This is a genomic window from Micromonospora peucetia, assembly GCF_900091625.1.
Taxonomy (GTDB): Bacteria; Actinomycetota; Actinomycetes; order Mycobacteriales; family Micromonosporaceae; genus Micromonospora; species Micromonospora peucetia.
Genome location: NZ_FMIC01000002.1, coordinates 4,037,842 through 4,050,106, shown reverse-complemented (window position 1 = coordinate 4,050,106; position 12,265 = coordinate 4,037,842). Strand labels below are relative to the sequence as shown.

11 protein-coding genes and 1 pseudogene are annotated in these 12,265 nt (G+C 73.8%); 6 read left to right on the top strand and 6 right to left on the bottom strand.

Annotation, left to right across the window (positions count from 1 at the left end; genetic code table 11):
• Positions 1-20 precede the first annotated feature (20 nt).
• Positions 21-1,199 (bottom strand): trans-sulfuration enzyme family protein, encoded by a 1,179-nt coding sequence (locus GA0070608_RS18885; RefSeq protein ID WP_091629878.1) that lies wholly within the window; start codon positions 1,197-1,199, stop codon positions 21-23.
• Between the two features lie 82 nt (positions 1,200-1,281).
• On the opposite strand from GA0070608_RS18885, the gene GA0070608_RS18880 reads away from it, so the two are divergent.
• From GA0070608_RS18880 to GA0070608_RS18870, 3 genes are all read left to right on the top strand, one after another.
• Positions 1,282-1,761 (top strand): Lrp/AsnC family transcriptional regulator, encoded by a 480-nt coding sequence (locus GA0070608_RS18880; RefSeq protein ID WP_091629876.1) that lies wholly within the window; start codon positions 1,282-1,284, stop codon positions 1,759-1,761.
• A gap of 178 nt (positions 1,762-1,939) precedes the next feature.
• A complete protein-coding gene (locus tag GA0070608_RS18875) occupies positions 1,940-2,950 on the top strand; it encodes an LLM class flavin-dependent oxidoreductase (RefSeq protein ID WP_411970840.1) in 1,011 nt (336 codons plus the stop codon).
• 200 nt (positions 2,951-3,150) lie between these two features.
• The gene (locus tag GA0070608_RS18870) at positions 3,151-4,584 is read left to right on the top strand and encodes a pyridoxal-dependent decarboxylase (RefSeq protein WP_245715832.1); all 1,434 of its coding nucleotides are present in this window, start codon (positions 3,151-3,153) and stop codon (positions 4,582-4,584) included.
• Between the two features lie 123 nt (positions 4,585-4,707).
• Here the strand turns inward: GA0070608_RS18870 and GA0070608_RS18865 are convergent, their stop codons facing one another.
• The 5 genes from GA0070608_RS18865 to GA0070608_RS18845 form a co-directional block, all read right to left on the bottom strand.
• Positions 4,708-5,751 carry a sulfite exporter TauE/SafE family protein gene (locus tag GA0070608_RS18865; protein WP_091629868.1) on the bottom strand — a complete coding sequence of 348 codons (1,044 nt, stop codon included), beginning with the start codon at positions 5,749-5,751 and terminating at the stop codon, positions 4,708-4,710.
• 283 nt (positions 5,752-6,034) lie between these two features.
• Entirely contained in the window at positions 6,035-6,505 is a 471-nt protein-coding gene (locus tag GA0070608_RS18860) for an RrF2 family transcriptional regulator (RefSeq protein ID WP_091629865.1), read from the bottom strand.
• 127 nt (positions 6,506-6,632) lie between these two features.
• Positions 6,633-7,517: an acyl-CoA thioesterase gene (locus GA0070608_RS18855; protein ID WP_091629863.1), complete on the bottom strand. Its 885-nt coding sequence runs from the start codon at positions 7,515-7,517 to the stop codon at positions 6,633-6,635.
• Positions 7,514-8,962, bottom strand: coding sequence for a pyruvate kinase (pyk, locus tag GA0070608_RS18850; protein ID WP_091629861.1), 1,449 nt, complete (start codon positions 8,960-8,962; stop codon positions 7,514-7,516). Before pyk ends, GA0070608_RS18855 begins: the two co-directional genes overlap by 4 nt.
• Positions 8,963-9,308: 346 nt before the next feature.
• Entirely contained in the window at positions 9,309-9,674 is a 366-nt protein-coding gene (locus GA0070608_RS18845; protein ID WP_091629859.1) for a YciI family protein, read from the bottom strand.
• Between the two features lie 224 nt (positions 9,675-9,898).
• Between GA0070608_RS18845 and GA0070608_RS18840 the strand changes: the two genes are divergently transcribed.
• The 3 genes and pseudogenes from GA0070608_RS18840 (at position 9,899) to GA0070608_RS18830 (ending at position 12,252) form a co-directional block, all read left to right on the top strand.
• Entirely contained in the window at positions 9,899-10,531 is a 633-nt protein-coding gene (locus GA0070608_RS18840) for a hypothetical protein (RefSeq protein ID WP_091629857.1), read from the top strand.
• A 97-nt stretch (positions 10,532-10,628) separates the two neighbouring features.
• Positions 10,629-10,803 (top strand): annotated as a pseudogene (locus GA0070608_RS18835) (aldo/keto reductase); the annotation flags it as partial.
• A gap of 96 nt (positions 10,804-10,899) precedes the next feature.
• Positions 10,900-12,252 carry a pentapeptide repeat-containing protein gene (locus GA0070608_RS18830; protein WP_091629854.1) on the top strand — a complete coding sequence of 451 codons (1,353 nt, stop codon included), beginning with the start codon at positions 10,900-10,902 and terminating at the stop codon, positions 12,250-12,252.
• Positions 12,253-12,265: the final 13 nt, after the last annotated feature.

Below are 12,265 nucleotides of genomic sequence, written 5' to 3'. Positions count from 1 at the left end.
CGACGGGTGGAACTGCCAGATCAGCCGAGTTCGGCGAGGGCCTGGGCCAGGTCCGCGCGTAGGTCCTCCGGGTCCTCCAGACCGACGGAGACGCGCAGCAGGCCGCCGCACGGCTTGGCTTCCCCCTCGACGGGCCGGTGGGTCAGCGAGGCGGGGTGCTGGATGAGGGTGTCGACGCCGCCCAGCGAGACCGCGTGGGTGATCAGCCGGCAGGCGTTCGCCACGGCGGCCGCGGCAGACGCGCCGCCGCGTACCTCGAAGGCGAGAAGGCTGCCGGGGCCGCTCATCTGCCGTCCGACGAGCCCGGCGGGATCGTGCAGCGACGGGTGGTGCACCCGCGCGACGGCCGGGTGGGTGGCGAGCCAGCCGGCGAGCTTCTCGGCGCCGGCCTGCTGGGCACGGACCCGCACCGGCAGGGTCTGCAGGCCGCGGTGCAGCAGGTACGCGCCGAGGGGGTGCAGGATCGCACCGGTGAGCGCGCGGACCTGGCGCAGTCGGGCGGCCCAGTCGGCGTCGCAGGCGATGACGCCGGCGAGGACGTCGCCGTGCCCGCCGATGCTCTTGGTGGCGCTGTGCAGGACGAGTGCGGCGCCGTGCCGGGTGGGCTGTTGGAGCACGGGGGTGGCGACGGTGTTGTCGACGAGCAGCGGCACCTCGCCGGCGGCCCGGGCGAGGGCGGCGATGTCGACCAGGTCGAGGGTGGGGTTGGCCGGGGTCTCGGCGATCACCAGGGCGGTGTCGGGTCGGACGGCGGCGGCGACCTCGTCGGCTCGGGCCCAGGTGACGGTGGTGCCGAGCAGGCCGGTGGCGAGCACGTGGTCGGTGCCGCCGTAGAGCGGGCGGACGGCGACGAGGTGCCGCTTGCCGTCCCGGGTGGCGGCGAGCAGGACGGCGGTGAGGGCGGCCATGCCGCTGGCGAAGGCGACGGCGTCGGTGGTGTCTTCGAGGTCGGCGAGGGCGGTCTCGAAGCGGGCCACGGTGGGGTTCCACAGGCGCTGGTAGACGGCGCTGCCGCCGGCGGGGAGGGTGCCTCCGGTGGCCAGGGTCTCGTACGCGTCGCCGCCGGCGTCGACCGACGGCAGCGGGTTGGTGGTGGAGAAGTCGATCGGCGGCACGTGGACGCCGAGGGCGGCGAGGTCGGCGCGGCCGGCGTGCACGGCTCTGGTGTCCACGGTCGTCATGCGGGAAGGATCGAACATAGCGCGGCCCTCAAGCAATAGTTCCGAAGATAATTCGGACAATACCCTTTGCAACGCGAACAATTCGGTGGAGGATGCCTCCATGCCCCTTGCGACGAAGAATGTGCGGCGGTTCGCCGAGCTGGACGACACCGACCGGGCGATCCTGTCGGAACTGACCGCCGACGGGCGGCTGCCGAACAACGCCCTCGCCGAGCGGGTCGGCGTGGCCCCCTCGACATGCCTGACCCGCACCCGGGCCCTGCGCGAGTGCGGGGCGATCCGCGGGTTCCACGCGGAGGTGGATCCGGCTGCGGTGGGGCTGCCGTTGCAGGCGCTGGTGTCGGTGCGGTTGACCGCGCACGAGCGGGCGGCGGTGGACGCGTTCCGGGCCCGGTCGGTGCGGCTGCCGGGGGTGGTGGCGGTGTTCCACGTGGCGGGCGCGGAGGACTACGTGTTGCACGTACGGGCCGCCTCGGCGGACGCGCTGCGGGACTTCGTGCTGGACCACCTGGCCGTGGACCCGGCCGTGCTGCACACCCAGACGAGTCTGATCTTCGAGCAGGCGCGCGGCATGGGCTGAGCCCGGCAGGCCACGGCAGCCGGCACGGGGTGGGCGCACCGTGCGGCCGGTCGCGGCCCGGCGTGCGCTCGCCCGCAGTAGCTCGATCACCTCACGTAGCCGGGACCGCCGGGCGATGAGGTCGACCGCACGGTGCTCCAGGGGAACAAACCCGAGGTGGGCGGGGTTGGTCAACCGTGTGATCAACGTACCGCTGTCTGTTCTCGATCTTGCCCCGGTCGCGGCCGGCGCCACCGCCGGCGCGGCCCTGCGGCACACCACCGAGCTGGCCCGGCGCACCGAGGAACTCGGGTACCGCCGGTTCTGGGTGGCCGAGCACCACAACATGCCGGCGATCGCGAGTTCCGCTCCGGCCGTGCTGCTCGCGCACCTGGCGGCGCACACGTCGACGATCCGGCTGGGCTCGGGCGGGGTGATGCTGCCCAACCACGCTCCACTGGTGGTGGCCGAGCAGTTCGGCACGCTGGAGGCGCTGCACCCGGGCCGGATCGACCTGGGCATCGGCCGCGCCCCGGGCACCGACCAGGTGACCGCGCTGGCCCTGCGCCGGACGATGGAAGGGCTGTCGGCGGAGGGCTTCCCCCGGGAGCTGGCGGACCTGATGAACTTCTTCAGCGGCGAGCGGCCGGGGCCGATCACGGCCACTCCCGGTCTCGGCGAGCAGCCGGCGGTCTGGCTGCTCGGCTCCAGCGGGTTCAGCGCCCAACTGGCCGGGCTGCTGGGCCTGCCGTTCTCCTTCGCGCACCACTTCAGCTCGCAGAACACGGTGCCCGCGCTGGCGCTGTACCGGCAGCACTTCCGGCCGTCGAAGTGGCTGGACGAGCCGTACGCGATGGTGGCCGTCAACGCCGTCTGTGCGGACACCGACGAGCGGGCGGAGTGGCTGGCGGGGCCGGCGGCGCTGTCGTTCCTGCGGCTGCGCTCGGGTCGGCCGGAGCCCCTGGCGACGCCGGACGAGGCGGCGGCGTATCCGTACACGGAAGCCGAGCGGGAGTTCGTGCGGCAGCGCCGGGACGGGCAGGCGACGGGCTCACCGGAGACGGTACGGCGGCAGCTCGGCGAGCTGCTGGCGCGTACCGGCGCGGACGAGCTGATGCTGACCACGCTGGTGTACGACGTGGCCGACCGGGTGCGCTCGTACGAGCTGATCGCCGATCAGGTGGTCGGTGGCCTGCACCGGAAGAGCTGAAACACGATCTTCACGTCGGCGTCACCGGGGCGACGCGTGGCCCGCCTAGTTTTGTCCTCGGTGGTGGTACGGCATTCCCGGTCGGGACGGGTCGGGGATGCCGCGGTGTGGGGCACCGGGCCGGAGCTGTGCGGATTCCGCGGCTGCGGCCCGGTGCCTGTCCCCTTGCCCCCCACCCGGATTCTTGATCGACTCTGGGCGTGGCTGAGCACATGACCCCCGACGAGTTCCGACGCGCCGGGCACGCCGTGGTGGACTGGATCGCCGACTACTGGGCGACGGTGGGGCAGCGACCGGTGACCTCGCAGGATCCGCCCGGGGCGGTGGCCGCCAGGCTGCCGGCCGGCCCACCGGAGCACGGCGAGCCGGTGGAGGCGGTCCTCGCCGACCTGGACACCCTGATCACCCCGGGGCTGACCCACTGGCAGCATCCGGGCTTCTTCGGGTTCTTTCCGGCCAACACCTCGGGGCCCAGCGTGCTGGGTGACCTGGTCAGCGCCGGGCTCGGCGTGCAGGGGATGCTCTGGGCGACCGGGCCGGCGTGCACCGAGTTGGAGACGGTGCTGCTGGACTGGCTCGCCGACCTGCTGGAGCTGCCGAAGCGGTTCCGCTCCGGGTCTGCGGGCGGCGGGGTGATCCAGGACTCGGCGTCCTCGGCGACGCTGGTGGCGACCCTGGTCGCTCTGCACCGGGCCGGCGGCGGCCGGTGGCGCGAGGTCGGCGTCGACCGCCGCTACCGCGCCTACGCCTCGACCCAGGGCCACTCGTCCATCGAGAAGGCCGCGCGGATCGCCGGGCTGGGCGCCGACGGCGTACGGCCGGTCGAGGTGGACCCGCAGACGCAGGCGATGTCCCCGGCGGCGCTGCGCGCGGCGATCGAGGCGGACCTGGCCGCCGGTGTGGTGCCGGCGATCGTGGTGGCCACCGTCGGCACCACGTCCACGACCGCGATCGACCCGCTGCCGGAGATCGGCGCGATCTGTGCCGAGCACGGGGTCTTCCTGCACGTCGACGCCGCGTACGCGGGGGCGGCGGCGGTCTGCCCGGAGCTGCGGTTCGGGCACGTCGGACTGGAGTACGCCGACTCGTACTGCTTCGACCCACACAAGTGGCTGCTCACCGGCTTCGACTGCGACGCGTTCTGGGTGGCTGACACGGCCGAACTGATCGAGGCGCTGAGCGTGCTGCCGGAGTATCTGCGCAACGCCGCGTCCGAGTCCGGCGCGGTGATCGACTACCGGGACTGGCAGGTGCCGCTGGGCCGCCGGTTCCGGGCGTTGAAGCTCTGGTTCGTGCTGCGCTGGTACGGCGTCGAGGGGCTGCGGGCGCACATCCGCTCCGGTGTGGCGCTCGCCGCCCGGTTCGCCGGCCGGGTACGCGCCGACAACCGGTTCACGCTGGTGGGGGCGCACCCGTACTCGCTGGTGTGCTTCCGGATGGCGGCGGACGACGAGGTCAACGCGGAACTGCTGGCCCGGGTGAACGCCACGGGTCGGGTGCACCTGACGCACACCCGGGTGAACGGCCGGTACACGCTGCGGCTGGCCGTCGGTTCCCCGCAGACCACCGAGGTCCACGTCGACGAGGCGTGGACCCTCCTCGTCGACGCCGCGACCGCTCTCCTCCCCCGCTGACCACCCCGCCCCGCACCCCGCCCCGCCGCTCCCCGGCGCGTCGTTGACACCCGCTGGGGATCATGGTGAGAAATGGCCCCCCTGGGGGCACTTTCGTACCAAGATCTCCAGCGGGTGGAGCCGTCAGCGGCGGTCGGGGGCACCGGCGGCTGCCGGCTGGGGAGCGACCGCGTGTTCCGGTGACCGCGGCGACGGTTCGGCCGTGTCTGCGGTCGGGTAGCCGTCAACCGCTGCCGTGGTCACCGCCGGATGGGCGTCGGCCTGGGTCGAGGCGCCGGCCGCCAGGGCGGTCGCGGCGATGGCCCGCTCCCGGCGGGTGCGCAGCAGCACCCGGACGGCCAACGTGAGGGCGGCGACCCAGCCGACGGCCAGCAGCGCGTAGACGGCCGGTCGGGCCTGGCCGGCGACGTCGGCCGAGCGCATCAGGACACGGGCGTTGGTCAGCACGATCACGCCGCCGATCGCCGCGCCGAGCAGTTGGGCGGGGACGATGCGTACCAACCAGGCCGCGATCGGCGCGGCGATCAGGCCGCCGATGAGCAGCGCCGCCACCATGGGCAGCAGGAAGCCCTCGGAGCCGAGGCCGATCAGGAAGCCGAGGCTGGCGGCGGCGGCGACCACGAACTCGGACGTGTCCACCGAGCCGATCACCCTGCGCGGCTCCATCCGCCCGCTGACCAGCAGGGCGGGCGTGGCGACCGGCCCCCACCCGCCGCCGCCGGTGGCGTCGACGAAACCGGCGACCAGGCCGAGGGGGCCGAGGAAGCGGCTACGCAGTCGTCCGCCGCGCCGGTCGGTCCGTAGTGGCCGGGAGAATCGCACCAGCAGGTACGCGCCGAGAGTGAACAGGATGCCGGCCATCCACGGGGCGGCCGACTCGGTCGAGATCGAACTGAGGAAGGTCGCGCCGGCGAACGCGCCCACGGCGCCGGGGAGGGCGATCCGGGAGACCACCCGCCAGTCGACGTTGCCGAACCGCCAGTGCGACACCCCGGCGGCGAGCGTCGTGCCGATCTCGGCCAGGTGCACCGACGCCGACGCGGCGGCCGGCGCCACCCCGACGAGCAGCAGCAACGTGGAGGAGGTCAGCCCGTACGCCATGCCGAGCGCGCCGTCGATGAGCTGCGCGACGAGCCCGACCAGTGCGAGGACCAGCAGCTTGCGCACGAGCGCCCCCTTGCTTTTCGGCATCTCCTATCGACTTGGTCGACAATGCGGCACGGGGCGTGTCCCGGTCAAGCCCTCAATCGGTCAGTGAGACGACAGACTTCGCGCGGCCGGCACCCACGGCGGGCACGCCGGGGCAGGCCAGGGCACGTCAGGGCGGGCCGGGCACGGATCGGCGCGGCGGAGGTATCACCGGGGTCGAGTCGGCGGGTGAGGCGACACGGGGGCCGCGAGGTCACCGGGAGCGGCAGGACCGGCCCGGGGAACGGTGCCGGGACACGGGTCAGGTCCAGGCGCGGGGGTCGGCGGCCAACTCGACGACCCGACCGGGCAGGGTGCCGCCGGCCACGTCGGCAACGGTGACCAGTTCCAGGATCTCGCGTTCGCTGGCCCGCAGCGCGATCCAGACCTCCTGGAGGGCCCGGGCCGCCCCGTGGTAGCCGAGGTCCTCGGGCCGATGCCCGCGCACGTGCGCGAGCGGGCCGTCGATCACCCGGATCACCTCGGCCAGCGAGATCTCCCCGGCCGGCCGGGCCAGCCAGTAGCCGCCCTCCGGGCCGCGCTGGGCCTGCACGATGCCGCCCCGGCGCAGTTGCAGCAGGATGCTCTCCAGGAACTTCGGCGGTATCTCCTGGGCGCGGGCCATCTGGTCGGCCGTCACGGGCCGGCCACGCCCCGGCCCGGCGTCACCGGTCACCGAGGCGAGCTCGGCGACGGCACGGAGGGCATAGTCGACCCGAGCGGATAGGCGCATGCGGCAAGGTTAGTCGCCTGGCCGCCCCGCCCGGACGATCGCCCCTCGGCCGATCAGCCAATGGCGATGCCCGTCGGCACCCCGGCGACGAGTCGGTGACACCCGGTGGCTCAGCCGCTCCGGACGGTCAGTCGCCGACGCGACGCAACAGCCCCTCCTGTACGGCACTGGCGATGTACCGCCCCTCGGTGGTGAACATGCGGCCGGTGGCGAGCCCTCGCGCGCCGGAGGCCGACGGGCTCCAGCAGTCGTAGAGGAACCAGTCGTCGGCCCGGAACGGCCGGTGGAACCAGAGCGCGTGGTCCAGGCTGGCCCCGACCACGCCGCCCGGACCCCAGACCTCGCCGTGTACCGAGAGCACCGAGTCCAGCAGCGTCAGGTCGGAGGCGTAGGTCAGCGCGCAGGCGTGCAGCAGCGGATCGTCGGGCAGCTTTCCGTCGATGCGCATCCACACCCGCTGGTGCGGGTCGGCGGGACGGTCACCGGGGCGGACCCAGCCGGGTTCGCCGACGTAGCGGACGTCGATCGGGCGCGGGATCTGCGCCCAGATGCCGAGCCGCTCCGGATAGCCGGCGAGCCGGTCGGCCATCGTCGGGACCTCGTCCGGCCCCGGCACGTCCAGCGGGGTGGGGGCCTGGTGGTCGAGGCCCTCCTCCGTCCGCTGGAACGACGCCGACATGAAGAAGATCGGCTTGTCGTGCTGGAGCGCCACCGAGCGGCGCACCGAGAACGAGCGGCCGTCGCGGACGTTCTCCACCTCGTACACGATCGGCTCGGCCGGGTCGCCCGGGCGGACGAAGTAGCCGTGCAGGCTGTGCACGAAGCGGGCCGGGTCGACGGTGCGGCCGGCAGCCACCAGCGCCTGGCCGGCGACCTGGCCGCCGTACACCCGCTGGGGGCCGACCGGGGGGCTCACCCCCCGGAAGGTCATCCCGCCGGTGTGCTCCAGGTCGAGAACCTCCAGGAGCTGGTCGACCGCGGCCTGCCCGACCGCGACGTCCGCGTCGCTCACTGCAAGGCCCGCGCCGACGCCGCGTCGACCAGTGACCCGAGCTGGTGTACGCGCAGCGTGTTGGTCGAGCCGGGAGTGCCCGGCGGGCTGCCGGCGACGATCACCACGTAGTCGCCGGGGTTGGCCCGGTTGAGCCCGAGCAGCGCCTGGTCGACCTGGCGGAACATGTCGTCGGTGTGCTCGACGAACGGCATCAGGAACGTCTCCACGCCCCAGCAGAGGGCGAGCTGGTTGCGCACCTCGGGCACCGGTGTGAAGGCCAGCAGCGGCAGGTCGCAGTGCAGCCGGGAGAGCCGCTTGACGGTGTCGCCGGTCTGCGAGAAGGCGACCATCGCCTTGGCGCCGATGGCCCGGGCGATCGAGGAGGCGGCGACAGTGAGTGCGCCGCCGTGGGTACGCGGGTCGTGCTGGAGCCGGGGCACGCCGATCGAGCCGGCCTCGGTGGTGGTGATGATCTTCGCCATGGTGCTGACGGTGAGCACCGGGTACTTGCCGACGCTGGTCTCGCCGGAGAGCATCACCGCGTCCGCGCCGTCGAGCACGGCGTTGGCCACGTCGGAGGCCTCGGCGCGGGTCGGCCGGGAATTCTCGATCATGGAGTCGAGCATCTGGGTGGCCACGATGACGGGCTTGGCGTTCTCCCGGCAGAGCTGCACGGCGCGCTTCTGCACCAGCGGGACCTGGTCCAGCGGCAGCTCGACGCCGAGGTCGCCACGGGCGACCATGACGCCGTCGAAGGCCAGCACGATCTGCTCCAGGCAGTCGACCGCCTCGGGCTTCTCCACCTTGGCCAGCACCGGCCGGTGCACGCCTTCCTCGGCCATGATGTTGTGCACCAGCTTGATGTCGTCGGCCGCGCGGACGAAGGAGAGCGCGATCAGGTCCACGCCCAGGCCGAGCGCGAAGCGCAGGTCCTCGGCGTCCTTGTCGGACATCGCCGGCACGCTGACCGCCACGTTCGGCAGCGAGACGCCCTTGTTGTTGGAGACCGGGCCGCCCTCGGTGACCAGGCAGCGGATGTCGTTGCCGGTGACGTCGGTGACCTCTACGGCCACCCGGCCGTCGTCGATCAGCAGCCGGTCGCCGGGCTTGACCTCCTGCGGGAGCTTGCGGTAGGTGCAGGAGACCCGGTCCTTGGTGCCGAGGACGTCGTCGCCGGTGATCACGACCGAGTCGCCGGTGCGCCACTCGTGCGGGCCGTCGGCGAACCGGCCGAGCCGGATCTTCGGGCCCTGGAGGTCGGCCAGCACGGCCACCGGCCGCCCGGCCGCGGTCGCGGCCTCACGGACCAGCCGGTACACCGCTTCGTGGTCCTCGTGGCTGCCGTGGCTGAAGTTGAGCCGGGCCACGTTCATGCCGGCCTCGACAAGGCCCCGGATGCGCTCCGGCGACGAGGTGGCAGGACCAAGAGTGCAGACGATCTTCGCGCGGCGTGTCACGCCCATCAGGCTAGTCTCTCCCCCGGGTCGGGCTGTGGGCCGACCCCTTGCGGACTGCGGAACATTGTCCAACGACGCGCGTCACACGCGCAGCCGGCGGGCGGAACCCACACCGGAACGTCGAGGCGGCGGGCAACGGCGACCGCGCGCCGGAATCGTACGCCCCCGACGCGAACGGACAGTCGGGTGCTCCCCGCCGGTCAGCCCGGGCCTGCGGGTCGGCTGGCGTCCTCGCGCCGCACGCCGCCGAGCGGGTCGACGGCGGCGCCCGGCACTGGGTAGCCGTCGGAGCGGGGCCGGTGAGGCGAGAGCCGGGGTGTCGGACGGCCGCCGTCAGCATGCGGCTGGTGGCTCAGCTCTGCGTCTTGACCAGCGGGAACTCCAGCGAGCCGGCCGGGCAGAGGAACGTCATCACGTCCACCCGGTAGAGCCCGGCCTGGATGGCCGGGTCGGCCTCCATCACGCTGCGCACGTCGTCCACCGAGCCGGTGCGGGCCAGGCCGAAGCCGATCGGCGGGTCCGGTTCACGGGCCGGGCCGTCCACCGAGCCGGTGATCAGGATGATCCCCCGCCGTTGCAGCGCCTGAACGTGCGCCAGGTGCTCGGCCTGCAACCGCTGCACCGTCTCCGCCGGCAGCGCCCGCCCGGCCGCGCCGGGATACAGCACGATGCACTCGTACGTGTCGAGCGCGAAGTCGACCTGCGGCACTCCCGTCATGGCGCTCCCTCCCGCGTCGCGCCGCACGCGGCGACCTGCGGTCGACGCCGAGCCGGCACGGGCCCAGCGTCGCACGCGCGGTCGGCCGGCACGGGCGCTCCGGTCAACTTCGTCCGCGCTCCGGCCCGGTTGCGCCCCGGTCGCGCCGTTTCGTCGGCGGGGCTCCGGGGGCGCCCGGGTCGCGGCGGCCGGAGCCTGTCCCACCCCCCTCCTATCCTGCCGGCATGGGCACGAGCTACCAGACGATCCTGGCTTCGGGCGGGCTGGCGGAGATCCGCACGGTGCTGACCGACGTCGACACCGAGGCGTACGTGACGGAGGTCGGCGAGCGCCGGTGGGCGGTCGTCCCCCGCGAGGACGAGGTGAGCTGCTACGCCGAGGTCGACGACCTGGCACAGCTGATCACCCTGCGCACGCGCGAGCCGGCGGTCACCTTCAATGTCTTCGACTCCGACGTCATGACGGCCACCCTGCACGTCGACGGCCAGGAGGCGCACTGCTACCTCTCCGACCGGGGCTGGGTGAGCGAATACTGGGACGACGACGACAACGAGGTCCTCGCCGGCTTCGACGGCACGATCTACCCGCTGGACGCCCCGCCGCCGCCAGGCCCGAGCGGGGCCGACCCGGCTGTGTTCGCGCCGCTGGGGGTGGGCACGGTCGACATCGCCGCGCTCGGCGCGGCACTGCGTGGGGAGGTGCCGCTCGACGACGCGCCCCGGCTGTTCGCCGAGTGCCAGCACCGGGCGATCCTCGACGCACTGCGACTGGACCCGTGCCCACTGACCCGGCCCTTCCGCGACGCCCACCTCGGCCACGTGCCGGCCCCGGTGCACGTACGCCCTGAGGGCGGGTAGTCCCGGTCTCGATCCGTCCCGGTGGCGGTGCGGGCGACCGACTCCTACGGCCCCCTTCGTCAGCGAGCTGCTGATCCGGGAGGCACTGCACCCGTACGCCGACGACGGTGCGACGCCCGCCCAGCTCGCCCTGGCCTGGCTGCTGCGCCGATCGCCGGTGATGCTGCCGATCCCGGGCAGGGTCGTCGGTGGCGCACCTGGAGGAGAACGTGTCCGCCGCCGAGGTGCGGCTCACCGACGACGAGTACGAGGCCCTCGCCAAGGCCGCCTGACGTGACACGGGGGCGGCCGAGGCACGTCGCCCGCCCCTGCGTGTCCATGAGGGACGGTGCTCCCCGCCGGCCGGGCGCGGTGGCATGCTGTGACCCGTGCGCCCGACCCCGCCCCGTGAAGAGCCGCTGCGGGTGATGCCGTGGTGGCTGGTGCTCGTCGGGCTGCTGGTCGCCGGGTTGCTCGGCTGGCTGGTGCTCGACTGGCTGCTCGGCGAGGCCGACCGCGCCGCCCAGCCGGACACCCGTGCCACCCTGCGCATCGACGCCATCCGGACCGGGCTGACCGTGGTGGCCGGCACCGGCGGCGGGCTCGCCCTGCTGCTCGCCGCCCGGCGGCAGTGGATCGGCGAACGCGCCCAGCGGCACCAGGAAGCCGTCGCCGCGCAGGACCAGGCGCACCGGGAACGGGTGCAGGCGCACGCGGAGGCGGTCGCCGAGGCCGGTCAGCGGCACCAGGAACGGCAGGCCGAGGCGGCCGAGCACGACGCCGCCGAGCGCCGGCTGACCGAGCTGTACACCGGCGCCGTCGAGCTGCTCGGCAACGACAACGCGGCCGTACGCCTGGGCGGTCTGCACGCCCTGGAGCGGCTCGGGCAGGACAATCCCGCGCAGCGGCCGACGATCGTGACGGTGCTCTGCGCGTACCTGCGGATGCCGGCGCCGGAGGACGACGCGCGTGAGGCGGAGGTACGCCGCACCGCCCAGCGGGTGTTGACCCGGCACCTACGCGCGGACGACGACGCCTTCTGGCCCGGGGTCAGGCTGGACCTGACCGGCGCCCGGCTCGACGGGTTCGACGCGGCCGGCTGCACGCTGGCCGACGCGGACCTCACCGGCGCGGTCTGCGCCGGCACCACCAGCTTGGCCGGCGCGACCGTAAGCGGTCGGCTGGCCCTGGGCGCGACCTTCGCGGACCTGGTCTGCGACGACCTGCGCGGGGACGCCGAGATCGTCCTCGACCACACCCGGATCGACGGCCGGGTCAGTTTCGACCGGGCCGAGCTGGCCGGCGGCCTGTCCTGCCGGCACGCCACCGTCGCCCGGGCCTCCTTCCGGGGCGCCACGGTCCACGGGACAGCGAGCTTCGACTCGACCCACTTCACCGACAGCGCCACCTTCCGCGAGGCGGTCTTCCTGAGCGGGCTCTCGATGGACCACGCCACGTTCGCGGGGTACGCCGGCTTCCGGCAGGCCCGGTTCGCGGACCTGGCCCTGTTCCGGTGGACCGAGTTCGGCGACCAGACGTGGTTCGAGCGGGCCCGCTTCGAGGGCGCGGCGAACTTCGGCCGGGCCCGCTTCCACGGCCCGGTCACCTTCGACGGGGCGACGCTCGCCCGGCGCCCCCTGGTCGACCAGGCGCGGGCGACGGCCGCCGGCCCGCACGTCTGGCCCGAGGGCACCACCGTGGCCCCGCTCGACGACGACTGGCTGCTGCTCACCGACCCCTGACCAGCCCCGCACC

Coding starts and splice junctions, on each gene's coding strand:
- GA0070608_RS18885 (WP_091629878.1), bottom strand. CDS start 1,199: ATGTTCGATCCTTCCCGCATGACGACCGTGGACACCAGAGCCGTGCAC.
- GA0070608_RS18880 (WP_091629876.1), top strand. CDS start 1,282: ATGCCCCTTGCGACGAAGAATGTGCGGCGGTTCGCCGAGCTGGACGAC.
- GA0070608_RS18860 (WP_091629865.1), bottom strand. CDS start 6,505: ATGCGCCTATCCGCTCGGGTCGACTATGCCCTCCGTGCCGTCGCCGAG.
- pyk (WP_091629861.1), bottom strand. CDS start 8,962: ATGGGCGTGACACGCCGCGCGAAGATCGTCTGCACTCTTGGTCCTGCC.
- GA0070608_RS18845 (WP_091629859.1), bottom strand. CDS start 9,674: ATGACGGGAGTGCCGCAGGTCGACTTCGCGCTCGACACGTACGAGTGC.
- GA0070608_RS18840 (WP_091629857.1), top strand. CDS start 9,899: ATGGGCACGAGCTACCAGACGATCCTGGCTTCGGGCGGGCTGGCGGAG.